This window comes from Lentibacter sp. (genome assembly GCF_965658795.1).
Lineage (GTDB): Bacteria > Pseudomonadota > Alphaproteobacteria > Rhodobacterales > Rhodobacteraceae > Lentibacter.
In genome coordinates, this window is record NZ_CBFHTG010000002.1 from 181,097 (window position 1) to 200,145 (window position 19,049).

Consider the following 19,049-nt stretch of genomic DNA (forward strand, 5'->3'; position numbering starts at 1 on the left):
GACCAAACTTTAACCCAATAGCGCGAAGGTTACGTATCAGCCTAGAGACGTCGGTGAACTCAAGTCAAAAGGAGCACGAGAGCAGTGCCATCATTTTCCAACACACTCGAGCAAGCCATACATGCAGCACTGGCAACAGCCAATTCCAAGCGCCACGAGTTTGCAACCCTTGAGCATCTCCTGCTCGCCCTGCTCGACGAGCCAGACGCTGTGCGCGTTTTGCAAGCCTGCTCAGTCGAAACAGAAGAACTGCGCAAAACGCTGGTCGACTTCGTTGAAGAAGACTTGAGCAATCTCGTAACCGATATTGAAGGCTCCGAGGCCGTTCCGACAGCCGCATTCCAACGTGTTATCCAGCGCGCTGCGATCCATGTTCAGAGCTCAGGCAGAAACGAAGTTACCGGCGCAAACGTACTGGTAGCAATTTTTGCCGAGCGTGAAAGCAATGCAGCCTATTTCCTTCAAGAGCAGGACATGACGCGGTATGATGCCGTGAACTTCATCGCACATGGTGTAGCCAAAGACCCTGCATTTGGCGAAGCGCGGCCTGTTTCAGGCGCTGATGAGGAAACTGCACATAACTCTTCAGCAGAAGCCGCCTCAGACGAAGAAAGCGCGCTTGGTAAATACTGCGTCGATCTGAACGCCAAAGCCCGCAACGGCGAGATTGATCCGCTTATTGGTCGTGACAGCGAAGTCGAGCGTTGCATTCAGGTTCTCTGCCGCCGCCGCAAAAACAACCCGCTTCTTGTCGGAGACCCCGGCGTTGGCAAAACGGCTATAGCAGAGGGCCTCGCCGATAAAGTCGTCCGCGGGGAAACACCTGAGATTCTGGCCAACACCACAATTTACTCTCTTGATATGGGCGCGCTCCTTGCAGGAACGCGCTATCGAGGTGATTTTGAAGAACGGTTGAAGGCAGTTGTGAAAGAACTGGAAGAGCACGACGATGCCGTGCTCTTCATTGACGAGATACACACAGTGATCGGCGCAGGCGCAACTTCAGGGGGCGCGATGGACGCCTCGAACCTTCTCAAACCAGCACTTGCTGGTGGGAAATTGCGCACAATGGGATCGACAACTTACAAAGAGTTCCGTCAACACTTCGAGAAAGATCGTGCCTTGTCGCGCCGCTTTCAAAAGATCGACGTAAACGAGCCCTCTGTAGAGGACGCGGTCAAGATTTTGCGCGGAATTAAGCCTTATTTCGAGGAGCATCACGGCGTAAAATATACCAACGATGCGATCAAAACTTCTGTTGAGTTGGCAGCTAGGTATATCAACGACCGCAAACTGCCTGATAGCGCCATTGATGTGATTGACGAGGCAGGTGCTGCACAGCATCTCTTGAAATCGGCGAAGCGACGAAAAACCATTGGCACCAAAGAGGTCGAAGCTGTCGTTGCCAAAATAGCCCGCATTCCTCCAAAAAACGTCTCAAAGGACGATGGCGCGGTGTTGAAAGACTTGGAAAAATCTCTCAAGCGCGTTGTGTTTGGCCAGGATCAAGCGATCGAGGCTTTGTCATCTGCAATCAAATTGTCTCGTGCAGGACTGCGCGAGCCAGAAAAGCCCATCGGCAACTACCTTTTCGCAGGCCCAACAGGTGTCGGCAAAACCGAAGTTGCCAAACAGCTTGCGGATGTCCTTGGCGTAGAGCTTCTGCGCTTTGACATGTCCGAATACATGGAGAAACACGCGGTATCCCGCCTTATCGGTGCCCCTCCCGGCTATGTCGGATTTGATCAGGGTGGTTTGCTAACCGACGGTGTCGACCAGCACCCACACTGCGTCCTGCTCTTGGACGAGATGGAGAAAGCTCACCCTGACGTTTATAACATTCTCTTGCAGGTGATGGATAATGGTGAGCTGACAGACCACAACGGGCGCACCGTGAGCTTCCGCAACGTGGTGCTTATCATGACCTCCAACGCTGGGGCTTCAGAACTTGCCAAGGCAGCCATAGGCTTTGGGCGCGATCGCCGAGAAGGCGAAGACACAGCAGCTATCGAGCGAACCTTTACGCCGGAGTTCCGCAACCGTCTCGATGCCGTGATCAGTTTCGCGCCCCTCGGCAAAAACGTGATCTCACAAGTTGTCGAAAAGTTCGTGCTTCAACTGGAAGCACAGCTGATGGACCGCAACGTCACGTTCGAGCTCACACCTGCAGCCGCTGAGTGGTTGGGTAACAAGGGCTATGATGACAAAATGGGCGCACGCCCTCTTGCGCGTGTCATTCAGGAATACATCAAGAAACCTTTGGCCGAGGAGCTCTTGTTCGGCAAACTCGCCAAGGGCGGTGTTGTGAAGGTTGGGGTGAAGGATGGCGAACTAGACCTGCGCCTTGAAGGCCCCGGAAAACCTCAACTGTCCGGATCAAAGCCGCCTCTGCTCACGGCTGAATAAAGACATGTGGCGGCTAGGATTGATCTGCGCTCTAGTCGCCACATCTACAACAATGGCTTGGGGGAAAAGCCCTGAGTTCTCGATCCCAGTAGACTGTCAGCTTGGTGAGACATGTTATATCCAAAACTATGTCGACACACTGCCCGCGCAGGGCAGAGTGGCTGATTTTGCATGCGGCCCACTGAGCTATGATGGACATAAAGGCACCGACTTTGCATTGCATTCAGAAGCGCAAATGGCCAAAGGCGTTGCTGTTATCGCCGCAGCTGATGGTGTCGTGCGAGGCGTCCGTGACGAGATGCCGGATACAGGGTTAACGCCTGACACCGCCTCAGCGCTTGAAGGACGTGAATGTGGCAACGGCATCGTAATTGATCATGGTGACGGCTGGATAAGCCAGTATTGCCACTTAAAGCGCGGGTCTGTTTCGGTGCAAAAGGGCCAAGAGATCAAAGAAGGGCAGCCGCTCGGACTGATCGGCTTTTCTGGACGCACTGAATTTCCGCATCTCCACTTCGCTGTGCGCAACCACGAGCAAGTAATTGACCCTTTTGACCCAGGCGGCACAAGCGCATGTAGCATTGCTGAAAATAGCCTTTGGAAAGTACCGCCCCCCTATCAAGCCGGCGGCTTGCTCGATCTTGGCTTTGCCAGCAAAGTTCCCGATTTTTCAGATATCAAAGCTGGTACCGCCCACTTGGAAAAGCTCACGGCAAAGTCAGACGCCATTGTGCTCTGGGTCTACACTTTTGGAACACGTAAAGGGGATATCATACGGTTTAGGTTTGACGGCCCTCAGGGCGTAGTCTTCGAACATGAAACTCCCCTCGACAAAACTCAAGCGCTTGCGTTCCGTGCAGCAGGAAAGCGTCGCACAATTGATGCTTGGCCTGAAGGTGCCTACGCTGGAGTCGCCTCGCTCTGGCGTAAGGGGCAAAAGATTGGTGAGGAGACTGTAAACATTACCCTCGGCCTCAAACCGTAAGTGTGAAAAACAGTCGCTTGAAAGGAAACAACACAGAGCCATCTGCACTACGAGGATAGGCTTTGTCCATAATCTGTTCATACCGTGCAATTAGTGCAATTTGCTCTTCGCTATCCAGGGCTGCCAAAATAGGTCGCGCATAAGTGCTTTCTGTAAAGCGGCGGACAGGATGAGCCGACATATCCTCATCGAGCACATGATAATACTCTGTCTCCCAGATCGCTAGAGCTCCCAACGGCGACAGCAAATCATAATACTGCGCTGGCATTGCCACCTTGGGTCCAACATCAAAATCAACCCTTCCGGGGAAAAGCTCTTCAACCAGAGTCCGCCACATTCTATGAGAAGGCGCGTTATTCTGATGAGGCATTTGAACCGCGAGCGTTCCCCCAGCTCCCAACATGCCTCTGAGCCGAGGCAACAGCGTCTCGTGGTCTTGAAGCCAGTGCAGAGCTGCGTTCGAATAGATCAGACCAGCGCCTTGGATCTCGTATTGCGATATATCTACATTGCGCAAAGCATCGTACGAATGAGTCTCATGGGCTTTTTCAAGCATCGCCGAAGAGCTATCGACGCCAAGGAGATGCTTATCAGCAAAACGCCCTTTCAACCGCCGGCCCATTGCTCCGTTACCACAGCCCAAGTCAACCATATCGCCAACACCAACCGAGCGGACGGCAGCCAGCAAATCAACAGCTGGCCGCAAACGCAAATCCCGAAACCTAGAGTAGGCTTCGGGATCCCAGTCAGCTTGCTCTAACGAACAAGTCATGCAGTTGGCTCTGGCTCCATATCGCCGTCATCAGATTTCAGCTTGGGCTTTTTACGAGGCTTGGTCTTTGGAATGGCTGTAACGGAGGTATCTTCCCCTTTTCCATCGTCCTCGTCGTCCCCCTTGTGAGGAGGCTCACCACGCATCACACGCTCGATCTCCGCACCCGTAAGCGTTTCATACTCAAGCAACCCTTCGGCCAGGCTTTCCCATCCAGACTTATTGTCCATGATGATCTTGTGTGCATCTTCATAACCTTGGTCGATGATACGCTTTACTTCGTCCTCGATCAGCTCTTTGGTGTGCGCCGAGATCGAGAAGCCACCCGCACCTCCGCCGCCGCGGAAGGCTTCAGCTGCTTCTTGGTAGTCAATATTTCCAACCTTGTCAGACATGCCCCAACGCATAACCATCGCCCGCGCTAGAGCGCTTGCTTGCATAATGTCGCCCGATGGCCCGTTTGACACGGCTTCTTCTCCGTATTTGATGATCTCAGCCGCTTTACCAGCCATAGTCATGGCAATTTTCTGGGTGAGCTCATCTTTGAAATAGTTAAGCTGATCCATTTCTGGCAGGCTCATCACCATGCCAAGAGCTTGTCCACGAGGAATAATCGTTGCTTTGTAAACGGGATCACATTTTGGCAATGTCATCCCGACAATGGCATGTCCTGCTTCATGATAGGCCGTCATTTCCTTCTGCGCGGGCGTCATAACCATCGAGCGACGCTCAGCCCCCATCATGATCTTGTCTTTGGCCTGTTCAAAATCCACCATCGACACAAACCGACGACCAACACGCGCAGCCATGAGCGCTGCCTCGTTCACAAGATTTGCAAGATCAGCACCAGAGAATCCCGGCGTGCCGCGCGCGATGATGCGCAAGTCTACATCTGGACCAAGGGGCGATTTGCGCGCATGAACGCCAAGGATTTTTTCACGACCCTTAATGTCTGGGTTAGGCACTGTTACATTGCGGTCAAAGCGGCCAGGACGTAGGAGAGCGGGGTCAAGGACGTCTTTACGGTTGGTCGCCGCAAGGATGATCACACCCTCATTGGCTTCAAAACCATCCATTTCGACAAGCAGCTGGTTGAGTGTTTGCTCACGCTCATCATTGCCCCCGCCATAGCCAGCACCGCGGTGACGTCCGACCGCGTCAATTTCGTCAATAAAGACGATACACGGGGCGTTCTTTTTGGCTTGGTCAAACATATCCCGCACGCGGCTCGCGCCGACGCCCACGAACATTTCAACAAAGTCAGAACCTGAGATGGTGAAAAACGGCACGCCAGCCTCACCAGCAATGGCACGCGCCAACAGCGTTTTACCGGTCCCGGGAGGGCCAACAAGCAACGCGCCTTTCGGAATTTTGCCGCCAAGACGAGAGAACTTCTGCGGATTACGCAAAAATTCAACGATCTCTTCGAGTTCTTCTTTGGCCTCGTCGATACCCGCCACGTCGTCAAACGTTACACGGCCCGATTTTTCTGTCAGCATCTTAGCCTTTGACTTCCCAAAGCCCATAGCGCCGCCTTTGCCGCCGCCCTGCATCCGGTTCATGAAATAAATCCACACGCCAATCAGCAGAAGGAAGGGCAGAAGGCTCAATAAGAAAGACTGGAGACCAGATGTCTGCTGTGGTTTTGCCGTCAGAGGAACGCTACTCTCAATGAGCAAGTCGGTGATGCCTGCATCTTCTGGTTTGACAGTAGAATAGACCTTATTATCCGAGCCCACAAAGCGCACATTTTCACCATCAATGGTAACCTGCTGCACCGCACCATCTTTAACAGCTTCCACGAACTCGCTGTATGAGCGCGCTTCGCTCGGCTGAGTTGTGCCCGAACCACTGAAGAGGTTGAACAGCATCAGGATCATAACAAATAGAATGACCCAAAAAGCGACGTTTTTTGTATTGCCCAAGGAAGCTCTCCTGAATGAGGTGGCGCGCGTGTTTCACGCCGTGTTACAAACTAAAATAGAGATCAACGCAACATCTTCAACGGCATAACCCGATTAAGATTGCCAATTCTGCAATCAAACAGGAATTAGACTGTCAGATAAGGCGGTTCAGTTTCAAATTTCAGCACAAATCCGTCATCAAGACCCAAAGCAGGAGCGGCGATAAGCCGCGTCCCGAGCCAGACGGCAACGGATCCTGTGAGTGCGGCGCGTGGCAACCCCAAACTACGCCATTCGGCGAGCGCCCTGAGCCCCTCCTCACCGAGCGCGCCTAGTGTTGCTCCATCCGGTCGGTCCCCCTGAACAGTGAGACCGTCCCACATACCGCGCTGCTCAGGTTCAGCCACGACACACTGCGCTTCTCGAGCCACAATTACACGGCCCCTGTGGGGAACAATGGTGCAGCCGTTTAGGGTCGAAGATTTTCCCGAAAGGATACGTTCGATCACCGTCGCAATAGCCTCCCGTCGCGGTGGATATTCTGTACGACCCTGCCAAGCACACCATGCGCTCAAAAGACGATGGACTATTTCTACGGGCAGAGAAAAAAGTCCCTCGACATCAACAATAATATTGCGACCCTGAAGGTGCGCAACACGGCGGGATGCTTCTATAGCCATAACTTCGAGAGCTTCGTCTGCGTGTGCGAGCCGCTCGGACGTTTCTGCGATCTTTGCCGTATCGAGCCCGCAATCAGCTAAAGCCGCGCGAACCTTCACCCTGTCAAACCGAGCATCCTTATTAGAGGCATCCTCCGCCCAAATAAGCCCTGAGGCGCGCAGATAATCTCGCAGTTCGTGACGCGACATCGTTAGGAGAGGGCGCCGCCAGTTGATACCTCTAGCTTGCCAAGCAGGCTGCATCCTCGCCAGACCTTTGACACCAGACCCACGAGCCATGCGCATCAAAAAGGTTTCTGCCACATCATCCTGAGTATGGCCTAAAAGAACAGTTTCAACACCGCGGGATCGCGCCCAGGCTGCCAGTGATGCATAGCGGCCCTCGCGCGCAGCAGCTTGCAAGTTCCCGCGTCCATCAAAAGACCAATGCAAAGTGTCATGCGCAATACCCCACTCGGTGCACAACCTTGATACCATATCGCATTCAGCCACGGCAGCCGTACGCAAACCATGGTTGACCGTAGCACAAAAAATAGGAGCTTTGACGTGGGTTGATACGAGCTTCAACATCGCCAGCGAGTCACTTCCACCTGATACGGCCAAGCCAATCGGATAGACTGCTCCTTCAAGCGCGCTCTGTAGACGCTCTGCTAGTGTCACGAGCACCCAAGCCGACTGCGTTCTGCGTCTGCTTTGGCTGCTGGCGCACCTCCGGGAAAGCGTACAGCAACTTCTGCCAGTGTTTTACATGCCTCAACGGTTTGGCCTAACCGCCCCAGCCCGTTTCCAAGGCGGAACAAGGCTTCAGGAGCATCCTCTCCCGTTGGATCCCGCCGGAATGCATCCAAATACGCGCGGGCCGCTGCGGTAAGGTCACCTTGCCCCTCAAAAGCTGCGCCGAGCGCTAGCGCTGCTTTGCTGGCCAATGGTGAGCCTGGGTAGGTCTCTGCAAAGGCCTTAAGGCGATCGCCAGCATCGACAAAGCGCCCTGCTTCAAGAGCTTCGCGCGCCGCAATAAAATCAGCTTGCTCACCAACGGCGAGCTCGGCTGTGGGCTCGTCGAGCTGCGCTGGCACTTCCGCCGGAGCAGCAACCTGAGTATCAGAGAGCCCACCAAGCGTGCTCGTCTCGCCAAGTTGGCTCAAATCTCCGCCCTCAAGCTCCACTAGACGGAACTCAAGATCAGCCACGCGGCGGGTTCCGTCCTCGACAACGGCCTGCACCTTGAGGGACAACTCTTCTGTCTTTGCGGTCAAACGGCGTAGCTCAGCTTCAATTCCATCGACACGCTCAAGAACAGAGGAGCCAAGCGTCGCTCCACTTGCCGAACCTGTCGTCGAAAGGTCACGCTTTAGCTTTTGCATCTCAAAATTAAGCACCGTCAGCTCTTGACGAATATCAGCCAACGTATCCGTATCCTGAGCAGCAACAAAGGTCGCGCTCAGGCACAGCAAACCAACGGCGATAACGTTACGCATAGAAAGCCCCACTTAGCTGCCCAAGCCTGACGACAAAATCGTCACAGAACGGCGATTTTGCGCATAGCATGCTTCTTGACTGCAAATTTCAATCGGGCGTTCCTTGCCGTAGCTCACAGTTTTGAGACGGCCCGCAGGAAGGCCTTTGGCCATCAGGTACTCTCTCACAGAATTCGCACGACGCGCGCCCAAAGCAAGGTTGTATTCCCGTGTGCCTTGCTCATCAGCATGGCCTTCAATCACGACATTGTAGTCGGCATTTGTCGTCAGCCAGGAAGCTTGACCATCCAGAACGCGCTTCGCGCTCTCGTTGAGGCTGGATTGGTCCACCTCAAAAAGCACACGATCCCCGATGGTTTGCTGGAAGTAGAGTGGCGACTGCGGGTCTTGCGCAGACCCTGCCGTAACAGACGAAAGCGTTTCTGACGCACCAGCGCCATCATCAAAGCGATTGGCGTTCGTACAGGCAGACAGCGCCAGGGCGGCCGGCAGTACAAGTGTTATTAATTTGAGTTTCATACTCTTTGCCTCATATTTTCTTGAAATAACCTATCACAGACAATGCCACCTGTGAATCCTATAGATTGTCCATTAGCGGCGGCCCGCCTAAAGTCTTTAGTCAGCGCTGAAGCGGGCTCCACGAAGGATCTGATGCCCCCCCTTCAGTCTTAACACGTTGCAGATTTCGCCCTGATATATCGACCGAGTAAAGGCTCGAAGACCCGCCTTCCCCCTGCGTTTCACGTGTAAACATGACAACACGTCCGTTTGGAGCCCAGGTAGGCCCCTCCTCCAAGAAAGAAGCTGTCAGCAGCTTTTCTCCTGAGCCATCAATACGCATGATGCCAATGTGAAAGCGTCCCTTGGATTGTTTTGTAAAGGCAATCAGATCACCACGAGGCGACCAGACTGGCGTGCCGTACCGGCCTTGGCCGTTACTGATCCGGCGCGCATCCCCGCCTGAAGAAGACATGATGTAGAGCTGTTGGCTGCCTGAACGATCACTCTCAAAGACGATCTGGCTTCCATCTGGCGAAAAACTGGGTGCTGTTTCGATAGAAGGCGCATTTGTCAGCCGTTGTTCCGCACCACTGTTCACATCCATGAGGTAAATGTCTGTGTTACCTCCACTTTCGAGCGAAAAGACGACCCTTTGGCCATCTGGAGCAAAGCGTGGAGCGAAGCTCATCGTTCCATCACGGCTTTGCAAAACCCGACGACCAACGCTCGCCACATCAAGGACGTAAATTTTGGGAAAGCCAGTCTCATAGCTTGTATAGAGCACGCGGTCACCGGTCGGTGAAAAGCGTGGAGCCAACACAATAGAGCGACTATCAGTCAGAAATTGGTTGTTCGCGCCATCATAGTCCATAATCGCGAGGCGCTTCTTGCGGTCATCCTTTGGGCCAGTCTCACTAACGTAGACAACGCGACTGTCAAAATATGGAGCCTCACCAGTCAAACGCGTGTACACTTGATCAGCCACTTTGTGTGCCATACGCCTCCAGCCCGAACGCGTGCCAGAAAGCTGCAAACCCTGCCCCATCTCCTGCCCCGCGAACACATCATAGAGCCGAAACTTAACCGTGATTTGTTCCCCCTGAACCGATACCGCGCCTACAACAAGAGCTTGCGCATTGATCGCCTTCCAGTCCGCGAACTGCACTGGTGCGCCAAAGGAGCTCACCTGACTGATAAACGCAGTTTGATTGATTTCTCGAAAAAGGCCCGTACCCTTAAGGTCTTCGGCAACAACACGTGCGATATCTGCCGCGATCGGACCAGCTCCACTTGTTTCTGCAACAAATTCTGGCACAGCCACAGGCAATGGCTCAACGACCGCATCGGTAATCTCGATACGCAAAGGTTCCGCTTCTGCCAAACTGGCCGCCATCAGAGCCGAAACGAGCACAAGGCTCCAAAGTCTCAAGAGCATACCCTTACCTCATACTTTCGGGGTTAAACTTAATCTCAACCGTTTTCCATTGGTCGTATTTCTCGGCAGGCAAATCAAAACCATCATTGCCGCAAATGATAATTGCACGCCGCGCTGCCTCATATGCCTGTTTGGCCGCTGCGTCAGAACCATTCTCACTTCTCAATAGTTTAATCGAGTTAATGACAGGCTTCCCGCTACGCGCCATCTCCACACTAACATAGATATTAACGCCAAGCGCTTCAGAAGATAGCGCGCCGACGTTGTAACAGCGAGAAATTGCCAACCTAAGCCCATCGCGCTCTCCACTCGTAAGCGGTGGGCCACTGGGGGCGGTCGCGTCACTTGCACTGTCCGCGCCACCTGTCAACGCCGCTGCCAAAGCTTCATCCACCGCATTGGTAGTGGTCGTCTCCGGCGTTGCTGCAACGTCGGCAGACCGAACGGGCCGTCCGCGCGGGCGGGGTGACTGGGCTGGCGCAAGGGTCACATCGTCTGCCGCTTCAGGATTGATCTCGGTGGTAGCCTCCTCAGGTGCTGCAGCCTCGGTTTCGGGCTGAACCACCTCTGCAGTCGCATCTGGAGCAACCTCAGGCTGTGCTTCTGGTGCGTCCTGTGCATCAGGCTCTTGCGGCACATCCACTGGCTCGGGCGCCACTCGCTCAATTGGGCGCAAGCGCGGACGCGGGCTTGTACCTGGCGCCAGAACCGCGACGTCCTCCTCTGGCTGCACAAGGGGCGGCAGGCTCTCGTCAAGCGTGGTGCCTTCCGGATCACTCGCATCAACGACGGGCGCTGGATCGGCGTCAGGACTAGCAACCTCTGACGCCTCTTGGGCCTCCGGTTGCGCCTCTGAAGCCTCCGCAGGCTGCAGCAGAGCCAGATCTTCCAGAGGAGGCTCTGGTGCGTCAACCTCTGACGTTGTTTCAGGCGCACGCGCAGCGGCCAAAGCGGCCTGATATTCCGCCTCACTGATCACCGACACATCAGAAATTTCAAAAGGCAAAGGATCACTGTCCCACTTCCCTCCAAAGAGAAGCAGTCCAATCAGCCCAAGATGGCCGATGAGGGATATGCTCTGGCCAGTATTCAAAATGCCCTACTGGTCGCCAGCTGTGTTGGGTTCAGCCCCATCAAGCGCGGGGCCGCCTGTTTCGGTCACGAGGCCAATGTTGGAGAAGCCTGCACGGTTTAGTGCGCCCATCACTTGCACGACCTCCGCATAAGCCACAGCGCCATCCGCTCGCAGAAAAACACGATCTCCTTCACGCTCCGCGGAAATGGCTCTCATACGTCCGATCAGCTCTTCGCGCGCGACATCAGTCTGCTGAATCATGATCTGGCCTTCGGCCGTAATTGTGACTGTGAGAGGTTCCTCAGCTTCAACCGGCAGGCTGTTGGCCGCGGTCTTGGGCAGCTCTACAGGCACCCCCACGGTCAGCATAGGCGCGGCCACCATGAAGATAATCAAAAGCACCAACATGATGTCCACAAAGGGCGTCACGTTGATCTCTGACATAGGCCGTGAACGCCCCTTGCCACGGCGGCGGCGGCTGCCTCCGCCCGTGTCTTTTTGCACAACACCTCCCGCCATGATTAGCTGTCCAACTGACGGCTGAGAATGGTCGAGAACTCGTCGGCAAAAGCTTCGTAGCCGGCAACAAGACCTTCGCTGTCTGCGCTGAGCTTGTTGTAAAAAATAACAGCAGGAATTGCAGCCAGCAGGCCCAAACCGGTGGCCAAAAGCGCCTCGGCAATACCGGGCGCAACAACTGCAAGGTTTGTATTCTGCTGTTCAGCAATTTCTATGAAGGCATTCATAATCCCAATTACGGTACCGAAGAGCCCGATAAACGGTGTGGTCGAGCCCACTGTCGCCAGCACCTGAAGGCCACTTTGCAACTTATCGGCTTCTTTCGAGATCGCCACATCCATCGAACGGTCGATCCGCGAGTGCGCACCGGCAATCAGAGCACCATCCGCTTTGTGCGAGCGCCGCCACTCGGTCATACCAGCCGCAAATATCTTTTGGCTCTGGCCCTCGGGCTCTGCACCGATCTGCTCATAAAGGGCATCCAGCGGCTCGCCTGACCAGAAGGCCCTGTCAAACCATTCGGCCTCTGCGCGCGCTTTACGATATGTAATGAATTTCTGAATGATGATCGACCATGACCAGAAAGAGGACAACACCAAAACAATCATCACAAGCTTGACTGTTAAGGTTGCGCGCATAAACAGTGCCCACATCGAGAAATCTATCTCGTGCGCGACTGCGAGTACTTCAGTTTCCATTGTGCCTGCTCTCTTATAGTGGCGTTTTCGCCTTATTTAGAGAAAAATAGCGCAATTTTTTTGGGAAAGCTATCCCTCGCAGCATCAACTTATCGTTCAATGCACCATTTGGCGGATATTTGCTGGCAAGCGGGTCGGCTGCCCCCCCAAACTCATGCAGACCACAGTGACAAGCGCATGGAAAAGCAAGTCTTCACCGCGTTTCACAGACTGCTCCATGACCATTCTCACCCCAGATACCGACTTCACTTGCGTCTCGACAACCAAGGCATCATCAAGCTTTGCTGACCCCAGATAATCAGCCTCCAAACGACGCACCGCAAAAACAACACCATCGCGCTCTTTCATAACGTTCTGATCCAAGCCGACATCGCGCACCCATTCGCTCCGCCCCCGCTCGATATAGCGCAGGTAGTTCGCATAATAGACAATGCCAGCCATATCGGTGTCTTCGTAGTAAACGCGAACAGGTATCGAATGTATCATGATGGGTGCCTTCATAAACAACACATCCATTTGAGCACAGCTCTAGGGCGTGGGCAACGCACCGGCAACTTGTAGAGCAGATACCCGGGCAAACAGCCGAAGAGCAAAGGCCCTATCACGCGCTGCATCAGGCAACTCTGGCGCATAGGCTGCACGCAACACGTCACCAATCTCTGGCCGCAAAATATCCGCTCCATTTGGAAGGCGCGCCAACGGCGATTGGGCAGCGAAAGCACTATCGCCCCAAAATAGAAAGACTTGCGCAGCCTCTGTGAGCGCAAGTGTCTCCGCAGGCCACATGGAGAGCTCTTCGTCCATCCGTAAAAAAACAAAAGCGGCCTTTATCGAGCCTGTTTCATCAAAGCGCAGCAATCGATAACGACTAGCCCCTTGTGCCTGTAACTTTGGAACCAAAACCTCCAACTCGGGCACAAGCTTATCTAAATTTGGCAAATCAAGAAGTTCGGCCCAATCTGAAAAAGCGAAAAACATAAGATTGACGCCTAATTCAGCATCAGTCTCTGCAAGAGGGTGCCGAGTGAGCGCCGATAAGGCTTCAACTGCACCTTTGAACACATTCAGCGTTGCATCATCAACCCCAAAAACTATTGGAGCAATTGGCCTGCCCCAGCGCGCGAACCGAAAGTCGCCTGCGCGGTCTGAAAACAAATCTTCAATCATCTTTGGTGTCGTCGTCATATAAATAGATCCGTTTGGCTTTTAGGTGGGGTCAGGCCCATATGAGCCCATCCTTTCGGAGCCAGCATACGCCCCCTCGGGGTTCGCTGGATGAGCCCTTGTTGCAATAAAAACGGCTCAATGACCTCCTCCAGCGCATCGCGGCTTTCTGAAAGAGCCGCAGCAATAGTCTCGATCCCGACAGGCCCACCCGCATAGTTCTCTGCAATCAAGTTAAGATAACGCCGATCAGCGCCATCAAGCCCAATCGCATCAACGCCAAGTCGCGACAGCGCTCGATCTGCCAAAGCACGGCTCACAATGCCATCAGCCTCAACCAGCGCAAAATCAACAACGCGCCGTAAGAGACGCCCCGCAATCCGGGGTGTCCCACGTGACCGCTTCGCGATTTCATGCGCGCCCTCTGCGTCGGCCCTCACGCCAAGCTTCTGCGCATTGACACTCACGATGCGCTCCAGTTCCTCCACAGCATAAAACTCAAGCCGCGTAGGAATACCAAAGCGATCTCTCAACGGCGTTGTCAGCAAACCAAGCCGAGTGGTCGCCCCAACCAGAGTGAACGGTTGCAGTTCTATACGCACGGTTCGTGCCGCTGGCCCCTCTCCGATCACCAAATCAAGCTCAAAGTCCTCCATCGCAGGATAGAGCACCTCTTCAACAACAGGGCTGAGCCGATGAATCTCATCAATGAAGAGAACGTCGTTTCGCTCCAGATTGGTTAAAATAGCCGCCAGATCGCCAGCTTTTGCAAGCACTGGCCCACTCGTCATCCGGAAACCAACCCCCAGCTCACGAGAGATAATCTGCGCCAATGTTGTTTTGCCAAGCCCGGGAGGGCCATGGAATAAAGTGTGATCCATGGCATCTTTGCGCATCTTCGCGCTCTCGATAAAAACCTTAAGGTTTGCACGCGCGGCTGCCTGACCGACAAACTCGCTCAAATGTTGAGGCCTCAAGGCACGCTCAACATCTTCAGGTAAGGCTTCGGGGTTCAACAAAGGTTCTCGAGCACTCATCCTCTACCCTTTCGGCGCCAACAGGCGCAGTGCTTGGCGAATAAGCGTCGATGTATCCTCACCACCACCGTCTTCTTGAGCCTGCGCAATTGCCCCAGCCGCTTCACTTGGCGCATAGCCAAGATTGGTCAGCGCGGAAAGCGCCTCAGATTGACTTGCCCCACCAATCACAGGCGAAGGCGCTCCACCCGAATTCATCTCTTCGATCACAGAGGTATCTTCGTTGCCCTGAGCGATCGGCCCAGCTCCCAGTGCCATAATTGCAGGCGCTTTATCCTTGAGCTCGTTAACAACGCGCTGCGCCGTCTTTGGGCCAATTCCTTTGGCTGCTTTCACTGCGTTCCAGTCGCCCAAAGCGATCGCTCGGCTCACACCATCAGGCCCCAAAGCGCCCAACATCGCCAAAGATGCTTTCGCGCCGACGCCTTGCACACTCATAAGCAACCTGTGCCATTCTTTCTCAACAAGGGATGTGAAGCCAAACAGTTGCAAATTATCTTCACGAACCAACAAATCGGTATACAAAGCTATAAACTCTCCCGGGCGTGGCAGCGCACGCAGCGTCATATCCGAGCAATAGACCAAATATCCAACGCCCCTTACATCAATAAGCGCATGATCTTCCGCGATGTAGTCCACCCGTCCCGCAATTTTACCGATCATCGGCTCTCAACTTCCTGTTTTGGCGAGTGTCAGCTCAGCGAATTTGTGATGATGCGCGTGACAAATGGCAATTGCCAAAGCGTCTGCAGCATCAGCCTTGGAGACATCTGCACTGGGCAACTGCATCTTAACCATGTGCTTTATCTGATCTTTGGTCGCGTGACCGACACCAACCACCGTCTTCTTAACTTTGTTAGGCGCATACTCGGCAACCCGGAGCCCGAACTGCGCTGGTACGAGCAGCGCGATACCGCGAGCCTGCCCGAGCTTGAGTGTGCCTGCGCCGTCTTTGTTGACGAAAGTATGCTCTACAGCGGCTGTCTCGGGCAAAAACACTCTAAACACCTCTGTTAAGGCAAGATGAAGCGAGCAAAGCCTATCAGCCAAGTCCTCGCCTTCGGAATGCACAACACCTGCCGCGACATAGCTCAGCCTAGGGCCATTTGCCTCGATCACACCCCACCCCATGTTTCGCAAGCCAGGGTCGATCCCTAAGATACGCATAAACCCGCCGCCTCACTGCTAAAATATGTTGCCTTTTTGATCCACTAGCACGAAAGGGGAACATCTGCCAACCCTTAACCGACTATGTCGATTTTGGCGCAATTGCGCAAACTCAGCGCTGAAAGCGTCGTTTCGGCTCCAAAAACCGACGTTTGCATTGTTGATTTTGACCATGAAATTAAGGCCTATTCGCAACATTTGAGGTATGCAAAAAATACATGGGACTTATGCAGAAAAAACCACTTGCAGCGCAGCAAACTGCACCCTAAATGCCGCCAATCAGACCTCTGACCATAGCTCTAGAAAAGGAATACGGATATGGCCGCTATCGAGTACACACGCGCGCAGCAAGCTGCTGCCTCTAACGGCCGTATTGGCCAATTTTTCGTTAACCTGACAGCAACCATTGTTGCCTGGAATGACGCACGTTCCACTCGGAGTGCACTTTCACAGCTCAGCGATCGTGAGCTCGAAGATATTGGGCTATGCCGCGGGGACATCGACGCAATCGCAGACGCACAGCGTTAAGCTCCCCCTTTTAAAAAAATAAGCCGCGCCCAATATTGGAAGCGCGGCTTTTTCTTTGGAGGGATGGAAACTAGCGGATGATGCCGACCACAGCTTGCGACACATACTCCGTCACGATTCCTGGCTCCATGAGCCAAGCGCCTGCTTGCTCAACAACAGTACCATTGTGCATTGGTTCCAGCTTAGCAGCATATTTTTCTGGCCCAAAATGAGCCAAGACAACTGATTTAAACAAAACACCTACCAGCAGGACGCTTAAGAGGACCGACAATGGCGCCGTGCCCTTTGCTCGTTTTGGCTTGATCGTGATCAACCCATTACGCTCCAAACGGAAGTCATAACCTCCACTCATTGAGCGGTGTTTACGAACGATGCGTGAAAGCCGCTTATCAAAATTTTGCACGTTGGCAGACATGGCAAACTCCAGTGCCCCCACCGAAGTCCTTAATGAAATGCCCTCCAAATGTGGCAAAAATTTGGCAACTGCCTCAAAATAGACGAAAAATATCACCGTCTTGTCAGCTTTTTATAAGTAGTAACGTACTCCAGTCACCAATCACCTGCCTCTCGACCAGATTGGTTCCATTCTGTGCATAAACCTCAATCACCTCTTCCGCCTGTTCGTTCAGTATTCCAGACAGAATCGCATACCCTCCCTTCGTGAGATTCGCTGCGATCTCGGGTGAAAGCGCAACAAGCGGACCCTTCAGAATATTGGCAAATATCAAATCATAAGGTGCAGCCTCGGCCAGAACAGGATGGCTAAAACCCGCCGCCTCAAGACATTCGATGCGCCCATAAAGTCCGTTGGCCCGCGCATTGGCCTCAGCCACCTCAACCGCGACTTCGTCAATATCGCTCGCCAGAATGCGTACGTCCCAAATTCTCGCAGCGCCCATGGCCAGCACTGCCGTACCACATCCGATATCCGCCACAGCTCGGGGCGAAAATCCTTCGCCCACGAGGCGATCTAGCGCCAGAAGACACCCAAGGGTTGTGCCGTGATGCCCCGTACCAAAAGCCATAGCAGCCTCGATAAGTAAGGGCTCTGCACCCTCAGGCACTTTATCTTCATCATGGCTTCCATATACAAAAAAGCGACCTGCCGCGACTGGGGCCAGATCTAGCTTCACCTTAGCAACCCAATCAGTTTCAGGAATTTCAGTAACAATAAACTGCACCTCGTACATAGCCTCAAGAAGCGCCAGCCCGGCTGTATCGGGCCGTTCGGTAAAGTACCCCGCAATCTCCCACAGGCCGGAGCCATCCTCCAGTTCAAAGACCCCTACACCCGTAGGCTCGGGTTCCATCCGCTCGATGGCTTCACCCAGCGCCTCGGCAGCAGGCTTGTTATCAATCATGGTAGATGCCGAATAGCTCGTCATAAGGTCGTCCTCTGTGAGGGGTTATTCTGCGGGTGCCGCCGCAGAATATTTGGAAAAGATGGTTTCATTACCGGGCTCTGGGTGGCGTGGGATAAGGAGTGCCAGCAGAAAGGACACCGCAGCCATACAGGCGGCAAGAATAAAGACCGATGTCGGCGACACAAGCCACAGGTAACCAAGGGAAGCTGGCAAGCCAACCGCGGCAATGTGGTTAATCGTAAAGGCGACAGCCGCTGTCGGGGCGATGTCTCGAGGGTCTGCTATTTTCTGAAAGTAGGTTTTCAGCGCCAGCGCAAGACCAAAGAAGATATGATCAATGACATAGAGCGTGGCCGCCAGAAGCACGCCCCAGCCAAACATATAAACCCCGCCATAGGCGAGAAAAACAACTATCAAACCAAAGTATTCAAACAACAGCGTATTACGTTCACCAAAACGATGCACCACATGCCCCAGCATGGGCGCGACAAACATATTTACGGCAAGATTGATGAGATACAGCGACGCAACCTCATGCACAGCAAAGCCGAATTTCTCGACCATCATGAAGCCAGCAAACACCATAAATATCTGCCGTCGCGCACCAGCCATGAACTGCAAGCAATAGTAGAGCCAATAACGGCGGCGCAGGATCATCTTCTTTACCTGCGGATGCGGTGCCTCAAACTGTGGATATGCCAGGAGACAGAACACGGCCAGCGCTGCCGTGATCCCGCCGGAAATCATATAAACAATATTGTAAGTCAGCCCCAAAGGCTCCCACAGCGCGACAATAAACAAATAACAGATTAGCGTCGCAGCAGAGCCCGCTGCCAACAAATACCCTAGAACTTTCGGGGCACGTTCCTTGCTCAGCCATTGTAGCTGAAGTGATTGGTTGACCGTCTCGTAGTAGTGAAACCCGATCGAGGAAATCATTGTAACCGTCAGAATTCCTGCCATCGAGGGGAACCAAGCCGTTACAGCCGTGGCAGCCCCCAACATGATAAGCGAAACGAGCCCCAAGACCTGTTCACGCACAAAAATAATGATCGCAATAACACCCACAGCCAAAAAACCTGGAATTTCGCGTACAGTGTGCAGCCAACCATTGTCCGAACCGTTGAACCCGCCAACTTCAATGACAAAGTTGTTGAGCAAAGCGCTCCACGTTGCAAAGGCAATCGGCATCGCGAAAGCCATTAGAAACAAGAGTGCAATAGGCCGCCTCCAAAGCGGCAATTCCGCTGCGTTTTCAAGTTTTACAATCCGAGCCATAGCTTCGCTTAGACCTTTTCACAGAGCTTGCACAGAGTGAAAACACTCATGAAGTGGT

At 53.6% G+C, this 19,049-nt stretch carries 20 protein-coding genes; 3 read left to right on the plus strand and 17 right to left on the minus strand.

Annotated elements, in window-relative coordinates; genetic code table 11:
• The first annotated feature begins 84 nt into the window (after nt 1-84).
• Together clpA and ACTG3X_RS02335 are read left to right on the plus strand one after the other, a co-directional pair.
• Entirely contained in the window at nt 85-2,406 is a 2,322-nt protein-coding gene (gene clpA / locus ACTG3X_RS02330) for an ATP-dependent Clp protease ATP-binding subunit ClpA (RefSeq protein ID WP_439109620.1), read from the plus strand.
• On the plus strand, nt 2,345-3,391 hold the full coding sequence (locus ACTG3X_RS02335) for a M23 family metallopeptidase (RefSeq protein ID WP_439109621.1): 1,047 nt from the start codon (nt 2,345-2,347) through the stop codon (nt 3,389-3,391). Before clpA ends, ACTG3X_RS02335 begins: the two co-directional genes overlap by 62 nt.
• Here ACTG3X_RS02335 and ACTG3X_RS02340 read toward each other — a convergent pair.
• The 14 genes from ACTG3X_RS02340 to ruvC all read right to left on the minus strand — a co-directional run bounded on the left by ACTG3X_RS02340 (nt 3,381) and on the right by ruvC (nt 15,821).
• A complete protein-coding gene (locus ACTG3X_RS02340; RefSeq protein WP_439109622.1) occupies nt 3,381-4,163 on the minus strand; it encodes a methyltransferase in 783 nt (260 codons plus the stop codon). The two genes, ACTG3X_RS02335 and ACTG3X_RS02340, sit on opposite strands and share 11 nt — an antisense overlap.
• Nucleotides 4,160-6,088 (minus strand): ATP-dependent zinc metalloprotease FtsH, encoded by a 1,929-nt coding sequence (gene ftsH / locus ACTG3X_RS02345; protein WP_439109623.1) that lies wholly within the window; start codon nt 6,086-6,088, stop codon nt 4,160-4,162. Before ftsH ends, ACTG3X_RS02340 begins: the two co-directional genes overlap by 4 nt.
• A gap of 125 nt (nt 6,089-6,213) precedes the next feature.
• The gene (gene tilS / locus ACTG3X_RS02350; RefSeq protein WP_439109624.1) at nt 6,214-7,413 is read right to left on the minus strand and encodes a tRNA lysidine(34) synthetase TilS; all 1,200 of its coding nucleotides are present in this window, start codon (nt 7,411-7,413) and stop codon (nt 6,214-6,216) included.
• Nucleotides 7,404-8,225, minus strand: a complete 822-nt coding sequence (locus ACTG3X_RS02355; RefSeq protein ID WP_439109625.1) for a tetratricopeptide repeat protein — start codon at nt 8,223-8,225, stop codon at nt 7,404-7,406. The genes tilS and ACTG3X_RS02355 overlap by 10 nt, the downstream gene beginning before the upstream one ends.
• Before the next feature lie 12 nt (nt 8,226-8,237).
• Nucleotides 8,238-8,744 (minus strand): peptidoglycan-associated lipoprotein Pal, encoded by a 507-nt coding sequence (gene pal, locus ACTG3X_RS02360; RefSeq protein WP_439109626.1) that lies wholly within the window; start codon nt 8,742-8,744, stop codon nt 8,238-8,240.
• A gap of 100 nt (nt 8,745-8,844) precedes the next feature.
• Nucleotides 8,845-10,119 carry a Tol-Pal system beta propeller repeat protein TolB gene (tolB, locus tag ACTG3X_RS02365; RefSeq protein WP_439109680.1) on the minus strand — a complete coding sequence of 425 codons (1,275 nt, stop codon included), beginning with the start codon at nt 10,117-10,119 and terminating at the stop codon, nt 8,845-8,847.
• A 46-nt stretch (nt 10,120-10,165) separates the two neighbouring features.
• Entirely contained in the window at nt 10,166-11,167 is a 1,002-nt protein-coding gene (locus tag ACTG3X_RS02370) for an energy transducer TonB (RefSeq protein WP_439109627.1), read from the minus strand.
• 93 nt (nt 11,168-11,260) lie between these two features.
• Nucleotides 11,261-11,755, minus strand: coding sequence for a protein TolR (tolR, locus tag ACTG3X_RS02375; RefSeq protein ID WP_439109628.1), 495 nt, complete (start codon nt 11,753-11,755; stop codon nt 11,261-11,263).
• A gap of 2 nt (nt 11,756-11,757) precedes the next feature.
• Entirely contained in the window at nt 11,758-12,453 is a 696-nt protein-coding gene (tolQ, locus tag ACTG3X_RS02380) for a protein TolQ (RefSeq protein WP_439109629.1), read from the minus strand.
• Nucleotides 12,454-12,549: 96 nt separating this feature from the next.
• Nucleotides 12,550-12,939, minus strand: coding sequence for a tol-pal system-associated acyl-CoA thioesterase (ybgC, locus tag ACTG3X_RS02385; RefSeq protein WP_439109630.1), 390 nt, complete (start codon nt 12,937-12,939; stop codon nt 12,550-12,552).
• Nucleotides 12,940-12,981: 42 nt separating this feature from the next.
• On the minus strand, nt 12,982-13,638 hold the full coding sequence (locus tag ACTG3X_RS02390) for a hypothetical protein (protein ID WP_439109631.1): 657 nt from the start codon (nt 13,636-13,638) through the stop codon (nt 12,982-12,984).
• Nucleotides 13,635-14,654 (minus strand): Holliday junction branch migration DNA helicase RuvB, encoded by a 1,020-nt coding sequence (gene ruvB / locus ACTG3X_RS02395; RefSeq protein WP_439109632.1) that lies wholly within the window; start codon nt 14,652-14,654, stop codon nt 13,635-13,637. The genes ACTG3X_RS02390 and ruvB overlap by 4 nt, the downstream gene beginning before the upstream one ends.
• Before the next feature lie 3 nt (nt 14,655-14,657).
• Nucleotides 14,658-15,317 (minus strand): Holliday junction branch migration protein RuvA, encoded by a 660-nt coding sequence (gene ruvA / locus ACTG3X_RS02400; protein WP_439109633.1) that lies wholly within the window; start codon nt 15,315-15,317, stop codon nt 14,658-14,660.
• A gap of 6 nt (nt 15,318-15,323) precedes the next feature.
• The gene (ruvC, locus tag ACTG3X_RS02405) at nt 15,324-15,821 is read right to left on the minus strand and encodes a crossover junction endodeoxyribonuclease RuvC (RefSeq protein ID WP_439109634.1); all 498 of its coding nucleotides are present in this window, start codon (nt 15,819-15,821) and stop codon (nt 15,324-15,326) included.
• A 318-nt stretch (nt 15,822-16,139) separates the two neighbouring features.
• Between ruvC and ACTG3X_RS02410 the strand changes: the two genes are divergently transcribed.
• Nucleotides 16,140-16,349: a DUF1127 domain-containing protein gene (locus tag ACTG3X_RS02410; protein ID WP_439109635.1), complete on the plus strand. Its 210-nt coding sequence runs from the start codon at nt 16,140-16,142 to the stop codon at nt 16,347-16,349.
• Nucleotides 16,350-16,419: 70 nt separating this feature from the next.
• Here the strand turns inward: ACTG3X_RS02410 and ACTG3X_RS02415 are convergent, their stop codons facing one another.
• From ACTG3X_RS02415 to ACTG3X_RS02425, 3 genes are all read right to left on the minus strand, one after another.
• Nucleotides 16,420-16,764, minus strand: a complete 345-nt coding sequence (locus ACTG3X_RS02415) for a hypothetical protein (RefSeq protein ID WP_439109636.1) — start codon at nt 16,762-16,764, stop codon at nt 16,420-16,422.
• Nucleotides 16,765-16,867: 103 nt separating this feature from the next.
• Nucleotides 16,868-17,734, minus strand: a complete 867-nt coding sequence (locus ACTG3X_RS02420; RefSeq protein WP_439109637.1) for a 50S ribosomal protein L11 methyltransferase — start codon at nt 17,732-17,734, stop codon at nt 16,868-16,870.
• Nucleotides 17,735-17,755: 21 nt separating this feature from the next.
• Nucleotides 17,756-18,991, minus strand: coding sequence for an MFS transporter (locus tag ACTG3X_RS02425; RefSeq protein WP_439109638.1), 1,236 nt, complete (start codon nt 18,989-18,991; stop codon nt 17,756-17,758).
• Between the last annotated feature and the right edge of the window lie 58 nt (nt 18,992-19,049).